The organism is Tsukamurella ocularis (assembly GCF_965138335.1).
GTDB classification, from domain to species: domain Bacteria; phylum Actinomycetota; class Actinomycetes; order Mycobacteriales; family Mycobacteriaceae; genus Tsukamurella; species Tsukamurella ocularis_A.
The window spans coordinates 138,339-155,195 of the sequence record NZ_CBCSDV010000009.1 but is presented as its reverse complement, the minus strand read 5'-3'; the positions used below and the strand labels follow the sequence as shown (position 1 = coordinate 155,195).

The 16,857-nt window shown below is 70.8% G+C and carries 19 protein-coding genes; 8 read left to right on the top strand and 11 right to left on the bottom strand.

Features of this window, described 5'->3' with window-relative positions; all coding sequences use genetic code 11:
• Positions 1–299 (top strand): hypothetical protein (locus tag ACNAYW_RS10905; RefSeq protein WP_415849711.1); only part of this gene is annotated, 299 nt, incomplete at its 5' end.
• Between the two features lie 139 nt (positions 300–438).
• On the opposite strand, the gene ACNAYW_RS10900 is transcribed toward ACNAYW_RS10905, so the two are convergent.
• From ACNAYW_RS10900 to ACNAYW_RS10870, 7 genes are read right to left on the bottom strand one after another with little or no spacing between them, the layout of a single operon-like run.
• Positions 439–825, bottom strand: coding sequence for a metal-sulfur cluster assembly factor (locus tag ACNAYW_RS10900; protein WP_415849710.1), 387 nt, complete (start codon positions 823–825; stop codon positions 439–441).
• Positions 822–1,280 carry a Fe-S cluster assembly sulfur transfer protein SufU gene (gene sufU / locus ACNAYW_RS10895; RefSeq protein ID WP_415849709.1) on the bottom strand — a complete coding sequence of 153 codons (459 nt, stop codon included), beginning with the start codon at positions 1,278–1,280 and terminating at the stop codon, positions 822–824. Before sufU ends, ACNAYW_RS10900 begins: the two co-directional genes overlap by 4 nt.
• Complete coding sequence (locus tag ACNAYW_RS10890; RefSeq protein ID WP_415849708.1) at positions 1,280–2,542, bottom strand: cysteine desulfurase; 1,263 nt, start codon at positions 2,540–2,542, stop codon at positions 1,280–1,282. Before ACNAYW_RS10890 ends, sufU begins: the two co-directional genes overlap by 1 nt.
• Entirely contained in the window at positions 2,539–3,309 is a 771-nt protein-coding gene (gene sufC / locus ACNAYW_RS10885; RefSeq protein WP_415849707.1) for a Fe-S cluster assembly ATPase SufC, read from the bottom strand. Before sufC ends, ACNAYW_RS10890 begins: the two co-directional genes overlap by 4 nt.
• 18 nt (positions 3,310–3,327) lie before the next feature.
• The gene (sufD, locus tag ACNAYW_RS10880) at positions 3,328–4,503 is read right to left on the bottom strand and encodes a Fe-S cluster assembly protein SufD (RefSeq protein ID WP_415849706.1); all 1,176 of its coding nucleotides are present in this window, start codon (positions 4,501–4,503) and stop codon (positions 3,328–3,330) included.
• The gene (gene sufB / locus ACNAYW_RS10875) at positions 4,503–5,933 is read right to left on the bottom strand and encodes a Fe-S cluster assembly protein SufB (protein ID WP_415849705.1); all 1,431 of its coding nucleotides are present in this window, start codon (positions 5,931–5,933) and stop codon (positions 4,503–4,505) included. Before sufB ends, sufD begins: the two co-directional genes overlap by 1 nt.
• On the bottom strand, positions 5,930–6,631 hold the full coding sequence (locus ACNAYW_RS10870) for a helix-turn-helix transcriptional regulator (RefSeq protein WP_415849704.1): 702 nt from the start codon (positions 6,629–6,631) through the stop codon (positions 5,930–5,932). The genes sufB and ACNAYW_RS10870 overlap by 4 nt, the downstream gene beginning before the upstream one ends.
• Before the next feature lie 103 nt (positions 6,632–6,734).
• Between ACNAYW_RS10870 and mptB the strand changes: the two genes are divergently transcribed.
• The 5 genes from mptB to ACNAYW_RS10845 are packed head-to-tail and all read left to right on the top strand — an operon-like array spanning position 6,735 to position 11,567.
• Positions 6,735–8,531: a polyprenol phosphomannose-dependent alpha 1,6 mannosyltransferase MptB gene (gene mptB, locus ACNAYW_RS10865; RefSeq protein ID WP_415849703.1), complete on the top strand. Its 1,797-nt coding sequence runs from the start codon at positions 6,735–6,737 to the stop codon at positions 8,529–8,531.
• Positions 8,532–8,537: 6 nt separating this feature from the next.
• Positions 8,538–9,470 carry an ABC transporter ATP-binding protein gene (locus ACNAYW_RS10860; protein WP_415849702.1) on the top strand — a complete coding sequence of 311 codons (933 nt, stop codon included), beginning with the start codon at positions 8,538–8,540 and terminating at the stop codon, positions 9,468–9,470.
• Between the two features lies 1 nt (position 9,471).
• The gene (locus ACNAYW_RS10855) at positions 9,472–10,257 is read left to right on the top strand and encodes an ABC transporter permease (RefSeq protein ID WP_415849701.1); all 786 of its coding nucleotides are present in this window, start codon (positions 9,472–9,474) and stop codon (positions 10,255–10,257) included.
• A gap of 39 nt (positions 10,258–10,296) precedes the next feature.
• Positions 10,297–11,277, top strand: a complete 981-nt coding sequence (locus ACNAYW_RS10850; protein ID WP_415849700.1) for a COX15/CtaA family protein — start codon at positions 10,297–10,299, stop codon at positions 11,275–11,277.
• Positions 11,274–11,567, top strand: a complete 294-nt coding sequence (locus tag ACNAYW_RS10845) for a hypothetical protein (protein ID WP_415849699.1) — start codon at positions 11,274–11,276, stop codon at positions 11,565–11,567. Before ACNAYW_RS10850 ends, ACNAYW_RS10845 begins: the two co-directional genes overlap by 4 nt.
• 25 nt (positions 11,568–11,592) lie before the next feature.
• Here the strand turns inward: ACNAYW_RS10845 and ACNAYW_RS10840 are convergent, their stop codons facing one another.
• Positions 11,593–12,162 (bottom strand): dihydrofolate reductase family protein, encoded by a 570-nt coding sequence (locus tag ACNAYW_RS10840; protein ID WP_415849698.1) that lies wholly within the window; start codon positions 12,160–12,162, stop codon positions 11,593–11,595.
• Positions 12,163–12,247: 85 nt separating this feature from the next.
• Here ACNAYW_RS10840 and ACNAYW_RS10835 point away from each other — a divergent pair, with 85 nt between their 5' ends.
• Positions 12,248–13,213, top strand: coding sequence for a quinone oxidoreductase family protein (locus ACNAYW_RS10835; protein ID WP_415849697.1), 966 nt, complete (start codon positions 12,248–12,250; stop codon positions 13,211–13,213).
• On the opposite strand, the gene ACNAYW_RS10830 is transcribed toward ACNAYW_RS10835, so the two are convergent.
• A complete protein-coding gene (locus ACNAYW_RS10830) occupies positions 13,202–14,506 on the bottom strand; it encodes an NADH:flavin oxidoreductase/NADH oxidase family protein (protein ID WP_415849696.1) in 1,305 nt (434 codons plus the stop codon). The two genes, ACNAYW_RS10835 and ACNAYW_RS10830, sit on opposite strands and share 12 nt — an antisense overlap.
• Positions 14,507–14,604: 98 nt before the next feature.
• Here ACNAYW_RS10830 and ACNAYW_RS10825 point away from each other — a divergent pair, with 98 nt between their 5' ends.
• Complete coding sequence (locus tag ACNAYW_RS10825; RefSeq protein WP_415849695.1) at positions 14,605–15,189, top strand: TetR/AcrR family transcriptional regulator; 585 nt, start codon at positions 14,605–14,607, stop codon at positions 15,187–15,189.
• A gap of 18 nt (positions 15,190–15,207) precedes the next feature.
• Here ACNAYW_RS10825 and ACNAYW_RS10820 read toward each other — a convergent pair whose 3' ends face one another.
• Complete coding sequence (locus ACNAYW_RS10820; RefSeq protein WP_415849694.1) at positions 15,208–15,837, bottom strand: maleylpyruvate isomerase family mycothiol-dependent enzyme; 630 nt, start codon at positions 15,835–15,837, stop codon at positions 15,208–15,210.
• 2 nt (positions 15,838–15,839) lie between these two features.
• Positions 15,840–16,820, bottom strand: coding sequence for a heme o synthase (locus ACNAYW_RS10815; protein ID WP_415849693.1), 981 nt, complete (start codon positions 16,818–16,820; stop codon positions 15,840–15,842).
• Positions 16,821–16,857: the final 37 nt, after the last annotated feature.

Genomic DNA, 16,857 nt, shown 5'->3' with positions numbered 1-16,857 from the left:
GTGTGGTTGTGCACCCGCTGCTGGGCACCGTCCCACCGCCAAACTACGACCTCGTGACGGACATGTCCACCACAGCATCCCTGCTGGTCAACCCCTTACCAAGCCTGTCAGCTGGAGATAAGATTCGGTTCGGAATAACCTCCGCCACCACGGCCGAGTTCGACATCCACCCCCACGTGAAGTACATCCCAGGGCGACGAGTCCCCCACGCCCAGATCACGCTCCTGTACACACTGCCGGCGAACGCACTCGTCCTCGACTTCCTCAGGCTCGCCCACGACGGCATCGAGGGATCGTGACCTCGCTGTCGAGCAGCGGAATCAACGGTGCGCGCCACCGACGTGAACCGCATTCGTCGATCCGGCGCAGGCAGAGCAGCCCCGTCGACCACGAAAAGACCTCCTGAACTGCAGGTATGCAGTCCAGGAGGTCGTTTCGTCAGACGGTGAAGCCCAGAGCCCTCAACTGCTCGCGGCCGTCGTCGGTGATCTTGTCCGGGCCCCACGGCGGCATCCAGACCCAGTTGATCTTGGCGTCGGTGGCGAGGCCGGACGAGACCAGCGCGGCGCGGGTCTGGTCCTCGATGACGTCGGTCAGCGGGCAGGCCGCCGAGGTGAGGGTCATGTCGATGGTGACCGCGGCATCGTCGTCGACCCGCAGGTCGTAGACGAGGCCCAGGTCGACCACGTTGATGCCCAGCTCGGGGTCGACCACGTCGCGCATGGCCTCCTCGACGTCGAACAGGGTGGGCAGGTTCAGCGGGTTGTCGCCGGCCTGCGCCGGGTCGGCCGCGGTACCGGCGGCCTCAGCAGCGTTCTCGCTCATGCCGTCTTCTCCTCCGAGTCGATGATCTGGGACAGCGCGTCCTTGAACGCCATCCAGCCGAGCAGTGCGCACTTGACGCGCGCGGGGTACTTCGAGACGCCGGCGAAGGCGATGCCATCGCCGATGAGGTCCTCGTCGCCCTCGACCCGACCCCGCGACTGCAGCATCTCCGTGTAGGACTGCAGCATCTTCAGGACCTCGCCGACGGGCTCGCCGATCACCTGGTCGGTGAGGACCGAGGTGGACGCCTGCGAGATCGAGCAGCCCTGGCCGTCGTACGAGACGTCGACGACGGTCTCGTGATCGTCGGACAGGTGCACCCGCAGGGTCACCTCGTCGCCGCAGGTGGGGTTGACGTGGTGCACCTCGGCCTCGAAGGGCTCGCGCAGCCCGCGGCCGTGCGGGTGCTTGTAGTGGTCCAGGATCACGTCCTGGTACATCTGCTCCATGCGCATCAGATCACCCCGAAGAACTTCTGAGCCTTGACGATCGCGTCCGCGAGCACCTCCACCTCGGCGATCGTGTTGTACGCGCCGAACGACGCGCGGGCGGTGGCGGCCACGCCGAACCGACGGTGCAGCGGCCACGCGCAGTGGTGGCCGACGCGGATGGCGACGCCCTCGTCGTCGAGCACCTGCCCGAGGTCGTGGGCGTGGATCCCCTCCACTACGAAGGAGACGGCGCTGCCGCGCTCGTGGTCGTCGGTGGGGCCGACTATCCGCAGCCCCTCGATCGCGTCCAGCCGGTCGAGCGCCGCGCCCACCAGGGCGTGCTCGTGCGCGGCGACGTCGACCATGCCGAGCCCGCCGAGGTACTTCACGGCGGCGCCGAGGCCCACGACCTGCGAGGTCATCGGCACGCCGGCCTCGAAGCGCTGCGGCGGCGCAGCGTACGTGGAGCCCTCCATGGTGACGGTCTCGATCATCGAGCCGCCCGTGATGAACGGCGGCAGCTGCGCCAGCAGCTCACGCTTGCCGTACAGCACGCCGACACCCGACGGGCCGTACATCTTGTGGCCCGAGAAGGCGGCGAAGTCCACGTCGAGATCGGCGAAGTCGACGGGGCTGTGCGGCACCGACTGGCACGCGTCGAGCACCACGAGGGCGCCGACGGCGCGGGCCCGCGCCACGAGCTCGGGCACCGGCGCGATCGCGCCGGTCACGTTGGAGGCGTGCGTGAACGCGACGATCTTCACCGAGTCGTCGAGCTCCAGGGAGTCGAGATCGATCCGGCCGTCGTCGGTGACGCCGTACCACTTGAGCGTGGCGCCGGTGCGGCGGCACAGCTCCTGCCAGGGTACGAGGTTCGCGTGGTGCTCCAGCTCGGTGACGACGACGGTGTCGCCCTCGCGCAGGCGGTGCCCGCCGAGGACGTCGGCCGAGCGGTCGTCGCCGAGGGTGTAGGCCACCAGGTTCAGCGACTCGGTCGCGTTCTTGGTGAACACCAGCTCGTCGAGCGAGACCCGCACGAACTCGGCGATCGCGGCGCGCGCGTCCTCGTAGGCGTCGGTGGCCTCCTCCGCCAGCTGGTGCGCGCCGCGGTGCACGGCGGCGTTGTGCGTGGTGAGGAACTCCCACTCGGCGTCGAGCACGGGGCGCGGCCGCTGCGAGGTCGCGCCGGAATCCAGATAGACCAGCGGCTTGTCGTCACGGACCGTGCGGGCGAGGATCGGAAAATCCTGCCGCACGGCCGTCACGTCGAAGGTCTTCGTCGTCATGCTCCCACGGCCTGGGTGAACCGCACGTAGCCGTTCTCCTCCAGCTCGTCGGCCAGCTCGGAGCCGCCCGACTCCACGATCCGGCCGTTCACGAAGACGTGGACGAACTCGGGGTGGATGTACCGCAGGATGCGGGTGTAGTGCGTGATGAGCAGGATGCCGCCGTGCTCGCGCTCGGCGTAGCGGTTCACGCCCTCGGAGACGACCCGCAGGGCGTCGACGTCGAGGCCGGAGTCGGTCTCGTCGAGGATGGCGAACTTCGGCTTGAGCAGGCCCAGCTGCAGGATCTCGTGGCGCTTCTTCTCGCCGCCCGAGAAGCCCTCGTTGACCGAGCGCTCGCCGAACTGCGCGTCGATGGACAGCTCGCCCATCGCCTCCTTGACCTCCTTGACCCAGTGCCGCAGCTTGGGGGCCTCGCCGCGCACCGCGGTGGCGGCGGAGCGGAGGAAGTTCGACATGGAGACGCCGGGCACCTCGACGGGGTACTGCATCGCGAGGAACAGGCCGGCGCGGGCACGCTCGTCGACGGTCATCGCGAGGACGTCCTCGCCGTCGAGGGTGATGGAGCCCTGGGTCACCTCATACTTGGGGTGGCCGGCGATGGCGTAGCTCAGCGTGGACTTGCCGGAGCCGTTGGGGCCCATGATGGCGTGGGTCTCACCGGAGTTGATCGTCAGATCGACACCCTTGAGGATCTGGATCGGCTCGGCGGTCTCGTCCGCCTGCACGACGTTGACGTGCAGATCGCGGATTTCCAAGGTAGACAATTCGATTCCTTATCAGTCTTAGACGCCGGCGGTGGCGAGTTCGTGTTCGATGGCCGCGGCGAGCCGCTCGCGCAGCTCGGGGACGGAGATCCGGTCGATCAGCTCCTGGAAGAAGCCGCGCACGACCAGGCGGCGGGCCTCGTCCTCCGGGATGCCGCGCGAGCGCAGGTAGAACAGCTGCTCGTCGTCGAAGCGGCCGGTGGCGCTGGCGTGGCCCGCGCCGGCGATCTCGCCGGTCTCGATCTCCAGGTTCGGCACCGAGTCGGCGCGGGCACCGTCGGTGAGCACCAGGTTGCGGTTGAGCTCGAAGGTGTCGGTGCCCTCGGCCTCGGCGCGGATCAGCACGTCGCCGACCCACACGGTGTGCGCGTCGGGCAGCTTGGACGACGGATCGCCCTGCAGCGCGCCCTTGTAGACGACGTTCGACTTGCAGTTCGGGACCGAGTGATCGACCAGCAGGCGCTGCTCGAGGTGCTGGCCGTCGTCGGCGAAGTACAGCCCGAACATCTCGGCGTTGCCGCCGGGGGCGTCGAACTGCACGCGCGGGGTCATGCGCACGAGCTCACCGCCGAGCTGCACGGCGAAGTGCTTGACGTGCGCGTCGCGGCCGACCCGGATGTGGTGCTGGGTGACCCACACGGCATCGTCGGCGAAGTCCTGCGCGTCGATGATCTGCAGCGAGGCGCCGTCGCCGAGGATGACCTCGACGTTCTCGGCGACCGTGCCCGAGCCCGTGTGGTCGAGCACGACCACGGCGCGGGCGTGCCGCTCGAGCCGCACCTGGATGTGCGTGAAGGCGGTCTTCCCCTCGCCGGGGCCCGCGATGCGCACGAAGACGGGCTCGGCGACCTCGGTCTCCTTCGCGACGGTCAGCACGACGGCCTCGGTCATCGAGGTGAAGGCCTGCGCCGCGACACGGTCGAACGGCGTGCCGCCCTGGCCGAGGCGCTCATCGCCCTTGGCGACGGTCTCGAAGCGCACGCCCTCGGGCGTCGCGTCGACGGTGGCGGTCACGGCACCGTCGGCCTGGGCGGACCCGTCGTGCAGGCCCTTGAGGCGACGCAGCGGGGTGAACCGCCACGCCTCGTCGCGGTGGCTGGGGACCTCGAAGGCCGCGGCGTCGAAGGACGTGAACAGCTCGCCCTTGTTGGCGACGGGGTGGGCCTCGACGGCCTCGTTGAGTGTGTTGGTCACTAGCCCACGGACCCTTCCATCTGAAGCTCGATCAGGCGGTTCAGCTCGAGCGCGTACTCCATCGGCAGCTCCTTGGCGATGGGCTCGACGAAGCCGCGCACCACCATGGCCATGGCCTCGTCCTCGGTGAGGCCGCGGCTCATCAGGTAGAACAGCTGGTCGTCGGAGACCTTCGACACGGTGGCCTCGTGGCCCATCGTCACGTCGTCCTCGCGGATGTCGACGTACGGGTACGTGTCCGAGCGGGAGATCGTGTCGACCAGCAGCGCGTCGCACTTCACGGTGGACTTGCTGCCGTGCGCGCCCTTGTTGATCTGGATCAGGCCGCGGTAGCTCGCCCGGCCGCCGCCGCGGGCGACCGACTTGCTGACGATGTTGCTCGACGTGTTCGGCGCGAAGTGCACCATCTTCGAGCCGGTGTCCTGGTGCTGGCCCTCGCCGGCGAAGGCCACGGAGAGCACCTCACCCTTGGCGTGCTCGCCCATCATCCACACGGCGGGGTACTTCATGGTGACCTTGGAACCGATGTTGCCGTCGATCCACTCCATGGTGGCGCCGGCCTCGGCCTTGGCGCGCTTGGTGACCAGGTTGTACACGTTGTTCGACCAGTTCTGGATCGTCGTGTAGCGGCAGCGGCCGCCCTTCTTGACGATGATCTCGACGACCGCGGAGTGCAGCGAGTCCGACTTGTAGATCGGCGCGGTGCAGCCCTCGACGTAGTGCACGTAGGCGTCCTCGTCGACGATGATCAGGGTGCGCTCGAACTGGCCCATGTTCTCGGTGTTGATCCGGAAGTAGGCCTGCAGCGGGATGTCCACGTGGACGCCCTTGGGCACGTAGATGAACGAGCCGCCCGACCACACGGCCGTGTTCAGCGCGGAGAACTTGTTGTCGCCCGCCGGGATCACCGAGCCGAAGTACTCCTCGAAGAGCTCCGGGTGCTCGCGCAGACCGGTGTCGGTGTCCATGAAGATGACACCCTTCTCCTCCAGGTCCTCGCGGATGGAGTGGTAGACCACCTCGGACTCGTACTGCGCGGCGACGCCGGCCACGAGGCGCTGCTTCTCCGCCTCGGGGATGCCGAGCTTGTCGTAGGTGTTCTTGATGTCCTCGGGCAGGTCCTCCCAGGACTCGGCCTGCTTCTCCGAGGAGCGCACGAAGTACTTGATGTTGCCGAAGTCGATGCCGTCGAGGTCACTGCCCCAGCTGGGCATCGGCTTCTTCTCGAAGATGCTGAGGGCCTTGAGGCGCTGCTGCAGCATCCACTCGGACTCGTTCTTCTTGCCCGAGATGTCGGCGACCACGGCCTCGGAGAGGCCGCGCTGCGCCGAGGCGCCGGCGGCGTCGGAATCGTGCCAGCCGTAGCCGTAGGTTCCCAGGGACGCGATCGTCTCCTCCTGGGACAGCGGACCGTTCTCGACCGTTGTCATCGAAGCTCCTTAGCGGGTTGCTCGCGGACCACGCGCTCAAGGGGCACGTGGGTGGTGCAGGCGCGGTCACCATTGGCGATGGTGGCCAAACGCTGTACATGAGTTCCCAACGCCTGTTCGATCGCCGAAATTTCGGCCTCGCACAGTTCGGGGAACTCGGATGCGACCTCCGACACCGGGCAGTGGTGTTGGCAGATCTGGACGCCGTTGCCCACTTCTCGGGCATCGGCGGAGAATCCGGCGTCCGAGAGCGACGCCGCGATCCTACGGGCACCGTCCACCGGGTCCGCGGACTCGGTGGGGCTGATGGTGCCGATGGCCTGCTCGGCCCGGCGCCGCGCGAAGGTGCGCACCGCCTCCTCGCCGCCGACCTCGCGCAGGGCGCGGAGGGCGTCGACCGCCAGGGCGTCGTAACCCTGGCCGAGGCGCCGCCGCCCGGAGGGCGTGAGCAGGAACTCCTTCGCGGGACGTCCCCGCCCGCGGCCACCCAGGCCCGACGGTGGCGCGACCGTCACGTCGCCCGCCTCGAGCAGATTGTCGAGATGGCGGCGCACGGCGGTCGTCGTGATACCCAGGGCCTCGCCGATATCGGCCGCGGTGGCCTGGCCCCGGTTCATGAGCAGCCCGACCACGGCGTCGCGGGTGTCCCCGTCACGCTGGGCCGTCGAGGCGTGCGCCTCGTGCTGCTCGTATTTCACAACACGATTGTTTCTTAATTCGCCCGGTACTTCCAGCAAGGTCAGGCTAAGCTCAGCGCCGGTCCGCCGCGGAGCCCGCGAGGCACCGTCTACTCTTGCGGACGTGCGCGCAACCCCCTCTCTCCCCGCTCCCGTGCGCACGTTCGCGGACTACCTCGGCCTGAGCAAGCCCGGAGGGGCACCGCCGGGCATCGCAGCGAGCGGCCCCGGCGGCACCGTGAACCGCCTGCACTCCGACGAGCAGCAGTACCCGGACCTCAATGCCCAGGAGAAGCGGACGGTCCGCACCATCGCGACCTTCGGCGGCGTCGGCGCCGTGCTCATCGCCTTCGGCGCGCTGGGCGTGGGCTCGTTCCCCGTGGTGCAGAACCCCATCGCCGGGCGCCGGCTGATCGGCCTCATGTTCCGCATGCAGTCGACGGCCCTCACGGTGACCATGGTCGGCACGGCCATGCTGATGATCGCGTGGGTGCTGCTGCGCAGGTACACCATCGGCTACCTCAACCCGAACGCGCACGCCGAACCCGCGCCACCGCGCCGGCTGACCCGCCGCGGCTTCGACCGGATCCTCGCCCTGTGGGTCCTGCCGTTCCTGTTCGCGCCGCCGATGTTCAGCAAGGACGTCTACTCCTACCTGGCGCAGTCGGAGATCACCGCGCGCGGGCTGGACCCGTACAGGATCGGGCCGGCGGCGGCGCTCGGCATCGACCACGTCTTCACCCGCTCGGTGCCCAACATCTGGCGCGACACCCCCGCCCCGTACGGCCCGCTCTTCCTCTACCTCGGCCGCGGCATCACCTGGCTGACCGGCGAGAACATCGTCGCCGGGGTGGTGCTGCACCGCGTGCTCGCCCTGGCCGGCGTGGCGATGATCGTGTGGGCACTCCCCCGGCTCGCGCGGCGCTGCGGCGTCAACGAGGTGGCCGCGCTGTGGCTGGGCGCCGCGAATCCGCTGGTCATTTTCCACCTCATCGCGGGCATCCACAACGAGGCACTCATGCTCGGGATGATGCTCGTCGGCATGGAGTGGGCGCTGCGCGCGATCGACTCGGGGCGCCCGTTCCTCGACGGTGTCACCCCCACCGCGGCGGGTGGACTGCTGACCGCGGGGGCCGCCATGATCGCCCTGTCCGGGCTGATCAAGATCACCTCCGTGCTCGCGCTCGGCTTCATCGGCATGGCGTTGGCCCGGCGCCTCGGCGGCAGCTTCCCCAATATCGGCGGGCGGCTGCGCGACTGGCGCACCGCGCTCGCCGAATGGAGACCGAACGCCGGCCGCACAATCGTCGCCCTCGCCACCTCCGCGGGCTTCCTGGTCGTCGTCCTGGTGATCGTCGTGGTCGCGGTCTGCCAGACGACGGGGCTCGGCTACGGCTGGCTCGACGCCGGCACCCTGGGCACGGCCAACAAGGTCCGCTCGTGGCTGTCCATCCCGACGGTGCTGGGCCTGGGCACGGGCCAGGTCGGGGTGCTGCTGGGCCTCGGCGACCACACGACGGCGATCCTCGCCATCACGCGGCCCATCGCCGCCGCGCTCGCCGCCGTGATCGTGCTGCGCATGCTCATCGCGACCCTCTCCGGCCGGATCCACCCCGTGGGCTCGCTCGGCATCTCGATGGCGGCGCTCGTGCTGCTGTTCCCCGTCGTGCAGCCCTGGTACCTGCTGTGGGCGATCGTGCCGCTGGCCGCGTGGGCCACCGCGCCCGGCTTCCGCCTGGCCGCGGTCATCGTCTCCAGCGTCATCTCCGTCATGCTCATGCCCAACGGGGGCGAGATCGAGCCCTACGTGATCGCCAAGGCGGGCATGTCCACCGTCGTCATCGTCGCGCTCGCCGTCTACCTGGCCTTCGAGCTGCCCCGCCACCGCGAACGGCGCCGCCGTCGCGGCCGAGTAGTCTGACTACCCGTGCCCGCACTGTCCGCGACCTCCGTCACCAAGCGATTCGGCGACGTCGTCGCCGTCGACGGACTCGATCTCACCGTGGAGCGCGGCAGCGTTCTCGCCCTGCTCGGGCCCAACGGCGCCGGCAAGACCACCACCGTCGAGCTGTGCGAGGGCTTCGGCTCCCCCGACTCCGGCAGCATCGAGGTCCTGGGCCTCGACCCGGTGGCCGACGCCGCCCGCCTCAAGCCCCGGATCGGCGTCATGCTGCAGGGCGGCGGCGCCTACCCCGGCGCCAAGACCGGCGAGATGCTGCGCCTGGTGGCCGCGTACGCCGCGAACCCCCTCGACCCCGACTGGCTGCTCTCCACGCTGGGCCTGACCGACGTGGTGAACGTCGGCTACCGCCGACTCTCGGGCGGCCAGCAGCAGCGGCTGTCCCTCGCGTGCGCACTCGTCGGCCGCCCCGAGCTGGTGTTCCTCGACGAGCCCACCGCCGGCCTCGACGCCCAGGCGCGACTGCTGGTCTGGGACCTCGTTGCCGCGCTGCGCCGCGACGGCGTCACCGTGCTGCTCACCACCCACCTGCTCGACGAGGCGGAGGCGCTCGCCGACCGCGTCGTCATCATCGACCGCGGCCGCGCGGTGGCCGACGGGACGCCCGAGGAGCTCACCCGGCACGGCGCGGAGCACGAGCTGCGGGTGACGGCACCGTCGGGCCTGGACCCCGCGGCCCTGGCCGCCCGGCTGGGCCCGGGCTTCACCGCGACGGTGGACGCGACCGACGCGCACGGCTCCGTCTACGTGGTGCGCGGCGCCGAGGTGACGCCCACGGTGATCGCCGACGCGGCGGCGCACTTCGCCGCGCACGGCGCGCTGCTGACGGACCTGCGGGTGGGCACGCGGACCCTGCAGGACGTCTTCCTCGATCTGACCGGCCGCGACCTGAGGGGATGACGTGACCCGAACCGAGCCCCGATTCGCCCCCGGCACCTTCCTGCCGAATCCCGAGGCGGCCCGCCCCACGGCGATGCTCGCCGCGCAGACGCGCATGGAACTCACGCTCCTGCTGCGCAACGGCGAGCAGCTGCTGCTCACCATGTTCATCCCGATCGCGCTGCTCGTCGGCTTCGCGGTGCTGCCGATCGGCGGCGACGCGACCCGCATCGACTCCCTGGTTCCGGCCGTGATGGCGGTGGCGGTGATGTCGACGGCGTTCACCGGGCAGGCCATCGCCGTCGGCTTCGACCGGCGGTACGGCGCGCTCAAGCGCCTCGGGGCGACGCCGCTGCCGCGCTGGGGCGTCATCGGCGGCAAGACCCTCGCCGTGGTGATCGTGGTGATCCTGCAGGCCGTGATCCTCGGCGGCATCGGCCTCGCGCTGCAGTGGCGGCCCGAGCCCGTCGGGCTGCTGCTGTGGGTGCCGATCCTCGCGCTCGGGGTCTTCGCCTTCGCCTCACTCGGCCTGCTGCTGGGCGGCACGCTCAAGGCCGAGGTCGTGCTCGCGCTGGCGAACCTGCTGTGGTTCGTGATGGGCGCGATCGCCTCCCTCGTCGTCGTGCGCGAGCACGTCCCGGACGCGGTGCTCGTCCTCGCGCGGCTGTCCCCGTCGGGCGCGCTGACCGAGGCGCTGGCCCGAGCCGCGACGCTCGGCGCCGTCGACTGGTTCGGCGTGGCGGTACTCGCGGCGTGGGGCGTCGTCGGCTCCGCGGCGGCCGTCCGGCTCTTCCGGTTCACCGGTTAACCACTACAGGCCGTAGTAGCCGAGGGGCACCCACGTACGATGATCGGCGTGTACCAGCTCTTCCTGCGCCTCGTCGACCGCCTGCCGCTCCCCAGCGTGAAGGCGCAGCAGCGGTTCGCGCTCGCCGCGCTGCTCTCCCAGGCGCTCATCGCCGTCACCGGATCAGTGGTCCGCGTGACCGGCTCGGGCCTGGGCTGTCCCACCTGGCCCAAGTGCTTCGACGATTCCCTGCTGCCGATCCCGCAGGACGAGGTCCCGTGGTGGCACCAGGCCATCGAGTTCGGCAACCGGCAGATCGCGGTGTGGATCGTGGTCACCACGTCGATCGCGATCGTCCTGGCCGTGACCCGCGCCCGCCGCCGCCGGGAGATCCTGGTCTACGCCTGGATCCTGCCCTTCTCGACCTTCGCCCAGGGCATCCTCGGCGGCATCACCGTGCTCACCGGCCTGCGCTGGTGGGTCGTCGGCGCGCACATGCTGGTCTCCTGCGCGATGGTGTGGATCGCCGCCACGCTGTACGCCAAGGTCGGCGAACCCGACGACGGCGTCGAGATCGAGGCCGCCCCCGCGGGAGCCCGGCGACTGGTGGCGCTCTCCGCGGTCGTCATGGCCCTCGTCCTCGCGGCGGGCGTGGTCGTCACCGCCGCCGGCCCGCACGCGGGCGACCGGACCAACCCCAAGGCGATCGATCGACTCGACGTGTCGATCCCGGCACTCTCGCTCACCCACGGACTACTGGTCGCGGCGTACGTCGCGATCCTCGTGTGGGTCGCCGTGCTCGTGGTCCGCGGACCGTCGAGCGAGGCCGTCCGGCGCCGCCTGAAGATCGTCTTCGCCGTGGTCGCGGCGCAGTCGCTCATCGGCGTGGTCCAGTACTTCACGGGCGTCCCGGCGCTGCTCGTCGTGCTGCACGTGGCGGGCGCGATGTCGGTGATCGCCGAGACCGCGATCCTCTACCGGCTGATGCACGCGCGGGTGCTGCGCGCCTCCGACGTCACGCCCGATAAGCTGGCGGCATGACTGACCAGGCACCCGGCAACGTCGTCTCCCGCCTGAAGCGCTTCGCCGCCCAGCACGACGGTGCGAGCGCCGTGCTCCAGAACATGGGCGAGGAGGGCGTGCGCATCACCCTCGTCGGCGGCGACGGGATCATGGGCGACCAGATCGTAGCGAACCCCGCGCAGGCGAAGGACGCGGCCGAGAAGGCCGGCCTCGACACCTCCGAATGGGACCGCGAGCTGGTCAGCAAGGCCACCACGGCGCCGGGCCACCACGAGCGGATGGCCGGCTACCGGGCGCTGGAGCACTAGCCCCCTCAGGCGCGACCGGCCCGGCTCAGGCGCGCTCGTACTGCGCCAGGATCACCCCGATGTCGAACACGCGGTGCGAGACCAGCTTCCATTGCTGCGGCGCGAAGCCGCCCGCGAACAACGGAATCCCGTCGCCCGCGGTCACCGGGTAGATCTTCAGCGCCAGCCTGTCGACCTCCGGCGCGAGCGTCGCGGCGAGGCGTCCCCCGCCGCACAGCCAGATGTCGCCGCCGTCCTCCTGCTTGAGCGCACGCATGTGCGCGACCGGATCGTCCGCGACGATCTCCACCTCCGGGAAGTCCGCGCCGTTCAGCGAACGCGAGTAGACGATGGTCCGCAGGTGCGCGTACGGATCGTTCACGCCCGCGTCGGAGCCGATGCGGTAGGTCGTGGTGCCCATGACGACGGTGTCCCACTTGGTGCGCGGCGGCGTGATGCCGAGCGCCTCGTGCAGGCCCGTCGGCAGGCCGTCGCCCCACTCCTCGTTCATCTGGCGCGAGTACTCCTCGTCGACGGGGTAGAAGTCGAACTGGCCCTCGGGGCCGGCGATCCGGCCGTCGAGCGAGACGGCGACGTAGTACACCAGGGAACGCACGGATGGGACTCCTCGATCGTGGGGCGCGGCCGGGATTTCGGCGGCCCCGTCGACCCTGCCACACCCCGTGCGGTAGAGAGGAGGCATGCGCGCGATCACAGTGACAGAACACGGCGGCCCCGAAGTCCTGATCTACGGCGAGGCGCCGGATCCGGTGCCCGGCCCCGGCCAGGTTCTGGTCCGCACGTCCGCGATCGGCGTGAACTTCATCGACACCTACTTCCGCGAGGGCATGTATCCCACCGCGCTGCCGTACATCCCGGGCAGCGAGGGCTCGGGCACCGTCGTCGCGCTGGGCGCGGGCGTCACGAACCGGGCCGTGGGCGACGTGGTGGCCTGGTGCGACGGGCCCGGATCGTACGCCGAGCTCGTAACCGTGCCGGCCGACCGGACGGTCGCGGTGCCCGACGGGGTGGCCCCCGAGGTCGCGGCGTCGGTCCTGCTGCAGGGCATGACCGCCCACTACCTGACCCACGACTCGCACCCGGTCCAGGCGGGCGACACCGTGCTGGTGCACGCGGGCGCGGGCGGCACGGGCCTGCTGGTGACGCAGTTGGCGACCGCACTGGGCGCCCGCGTGATCACGACGGTCTCGACGGACGAGAAGGAGCGGCTCTCGCGCGAGGCCGGCGCCTGGCAGGTGCTGCGGTACTCCGACGACGTGGCCGCCCGCGTCCGCGAACTGACGGACGGCGCGGGCGTGGCAGCGGTGTACGACGGCGTGGGCAGGGACACGTTCGAGGCCTCGCTGCTCGCGACGCGACACAAGGGCATCGTCGTGCTGTTCGGTGCCGCCTCCGGCCCCGTGCCGCCCTTCGACCTGCAGCGCCTCAACCCGCTCGGGTCGCTGTTCGTGCAACGCCCGACGCTCGCGCACCACGTCGCGACGCCGGAGGACTTCGCGCGGCGCAGCGGCGCGGTCCTCGACGGCCTGCGCGACGGCTCGCTGACGTTCACCGTCGGCGCGACCTATCCGCTGGCCGAGGCCGGGCGCGCGCACACGGACCTGCAGTCGCGCCGCACGACGGGCTCGGTCGCGCTACTGCCCTGACGCGACCGCGGCGCCGAGGGCGGCACCGTCGGCCGGCCGGTCGGCGAGCCACCGCCGGTACCGTCCCAGCGCCTTCCGCACGACGACCAGATCGCGGACCAGCGCGACGCCCGGCAGCACACCCGGGCGCGGATCCTTCCCGGCGGCCATGCGGCGCAGCTGGTACCGCACCTGCGCCATCGAGGTCATCGAGGCGAGCGGCTTGTTCTTCCACGTCACGGGCCGCAGGGCACGGACGGCGCCCTCCCCCGCGCGCCAGCGGGCGGGCAGGTCGGGCGTGACCGACAGCGCCGTGCCGATCCCGACGACCGCGACGTTCTCGGCGAGGACCGCGTCGGCCGTCTCGCGGCGGGTGATGCCGCCGGTGAGCATCAGCGGGACCTCGCTGGTGACGGCGAGATCGGCGGCGAGCTCGAGGAAGTAGGCCTCGCGCGCGACGCTGCGGGCGTCGCCGGGGCGGCCGTCCGCGGCGGGATCCGTGGAACGGCCGGTCATGGCGGGGCTCTCGTAGCTGCCGCCCGAGACCTCCACAAGGTCCACTCCGAGCGGCGCGAGCATCGCGATCACGGCCTGCGCGTCGCTGGCGTCGAAGCCGCCCCGCTGGAAGTCGGCGGAATTGAGCTTGACCGCGACGGCGAACTCCTCGGAGACCTCGGCGCGCACGGCGCGAACGACGTCGAGCAGGAGTCGCGCGCGGTTCTCCAGCGAGCCACCCCACTCGTCGGTGCGGGTGTTGACCAGCGGCGAGAGGAACTGCGACAGCAGGTACCCGTGCGCGGCGTGCACCTCGACACCGTCGAATCCGGCCTCCTGCGCCCGACGGGCCGTCGTGGCGAAGCGGGCGACGGTGGCGCGGATCTGCTCGCCGGTCATCGCGACGGGGGTGGCGAACCGGTTGGAGAGCGCGTTCCCGAGATCGACGGACTTCGCGGTCGGACCCCACACGACACCGGGCATGTCCTTCTGGATCTGCCTGCCGGGGTGGCTGATCTGCATCCAGATGCTCGCCCCGTTCTCCTTGGCGGCCGCGGCCCAGGCCCGGAACGGCTGCAGCGGCGACCCGGCGTCGAGGACGATCGCGCCGGGGCCGGTCAGCGCCTCCGCGTGCACCATGACGTTGCCGGTGATGAGCAGGCCGGTGCCGCCGGCACCCCAGCGGCGGTACAGCTCGACGGTCCGCCCGTCGGGGGCCTGTCCCGCGCCCGCGATGCCCTCCTCCATCGCGGCCTTGGCGATGCGGTTGGGCAGGACCGCGCCGGAGCGAAGCGTGAGGGGCGAGAACAGGGCGGACATTGGAGGCCTTTCCACGGCGATGTAAGCATCGATCACATTGAGTGAGCGATGCTTACATTAGATCGACATGTAAGCGGTGTCAACACTCATGTAGATTGATGTCCATGAGCACGACCTATCACCACGGCGACCTGCCCGGTGCACTCGTCGGCGCGGCCGTCGAGATCCTCGACGAGGAGGGCGGCGCGACCGACCTGTCGCTGCGCGCCGTCGCCCGTCGGGCGGGCGTGTCCACCGCCGCGCCCTACCGGCACTTCCCCGACCGCGGCGCGCTGATCTCGGCCGTCGCCGCCGTCGGCTACCGCGAACTCGCGGCCGCGCTGACCGCCGCGTGCCCGGCACCGTCGGGCCCGGACGACCTCGCCGACATCGCGATCGCCTACGTCGACTTCGCCCTGCACCGCACCGGGCTCTTCCGCGCCATGTTCGCCGAACCGTGCGGCACCGAGCCCGACCGGGTCGAGGCCGTGGACGCGATCAAGGCCTACCTCACCGGCCTGATCCAGCAGACGCTGCCCGCATCCGCGAGCGACTCCACGGACACCGCCACCGCGGTGTGGGCGCTGGTCCACGGGCTGGCGTTCCTGCACCTCGACGGCAAGTTCGACGCCTCCTCGCCGGAGGAGGTGCACCGCCGCGTCCGCGCGACGGTGACCGCCGCCCTGGGGATCGCGCAGGCCTGAGCACGCCTCGCAGATCGGTCAGCGCGCGGCGAACTCCGCCAGTCCCGGCCCGCCGAGCTCGGCGAGGTAGGCGTCCCGCCCGGTGAGCGCCATGATCAGCGCGAGGGTGGGCCCGGCCACCTCGGGGCCGTCGCCGGCGGCGAAGGCACCGTCGGTGGCGCGCAGCCGCAGGCCGCGGGCCCGGGTCGCCGACGGCAGCATGAGATCCGAGCCGGCGTAGAAGGCGGCGAGGCGGTCGAGCGCCTCCGCCGGGTACGCGCGGGCGATGCCGAGCGGGCGCCGGACGTCCTCGCCGTGCACCACGATCTCCCCCAGCATCGCGGCCACGGGGATCGGCGCCTTGGTCCGGCTGGTGCGCACGGCCCGGAACCGCCGCAGGGTGTCCGCGGGATCGTCACCCAGGCGCTTGGCGAGTCGCTGCGCGACGTTGGCGTCGAAGTCGAAGCGGTGACGCAGGACGCCCGCGAACCAGACGACGGGATTGTCGGACGCGCCCGCGGTGAGATGAGCCAGGACCTCGCGCACCGTCAGGCCCGCACAGAGGGACGGAGTGGTCCACTGCGCGTCCGTGAGGGCGTCGAGGTCCTCGGCCAGCGCGGCGCGCTCGGCGAAGATCAGGGGCCAGGCGTCGCGGTCGGAGGGGGCCATCGTCAGTGCCCGAGCAGCTGCCAGACGGTGCTGTAGTTGAGGATCGAGTCGACCGAGAGCGCGCAGAACAGCAGCGCGAGGTAGTTGTTCGACTGCAGGAAGACCTTCAGCGGCTTGATCTCGTGGCCGGCCTTGGTCTGCGTGTACAGCTTGTGCACCGCGTACAGGAACCACCCGCCGCACAGCACGGCCGCGATCGCGTAGACGAGACCCGCGGCCGGGATCAGGACGAGCGTGGTGATCACGGTGGCCCAGGTGTACCAGACCATCTGTCGCGCGACGGTGGTCTCCGGCGCCACGACGGGCAGCATGGGCACGCCCGCTGCCTTGTAGTCCTCCTTGTACCGCATGGCCAGCGCCCACGTGTGCGGCGGCGTCCAGAAGAAGATCACCAGGAAGAGCACGATCGCCGGCCACTCGATGGTGCCCGTGGCGGCCGCCCACCCGACGAGCGTGGGCATGCAGCCCGCGGCACCGCCCCACACCACGTTCTGCGAGGTGCGGCGCTTGAGCAGCATCGTGTACACGAACAGGTAGAACGCGATCGTGACCAGCACCAGCACGGCCGACAGCAGGTTCGCCATGACCCACAGCCACGCGAACGAGGCCGCGGCCAGCACCAGGCCGAAGATCAGGGCGTGCCGGACGGGCACCGCGTGCCGCGCGAGCGGCCGCCGCTCCGTGCGCTTCATCTTCTGGTCGATGTCGGCGTCCGCGACCATGTTCAGCGTGTTCGCCGAGGCCGCGCCCAGCCATCCGCCGAACAGCGTCGACAGGATGAGCGGCAGGTTCACGTGGCCGCGGTCCGCGAGCAGCATCACGGGGATGGTGGCGACGAGCAGCAGCTCGATCACCTTCGGCTTGGTCAGCGCGATGTAGGCGAGCACGGTCTGCAGTGCGCGTCCGGCGAAGGTGCCGGGCACCGGCGCGGCCGCCGAGCGAGCGTCTGGGGTGTTCGTCCCGTGCCCGCCCTTGAAAACCATCTGTGCCGCACTCTCTTCTGACGGGTCCGGGCGCAGC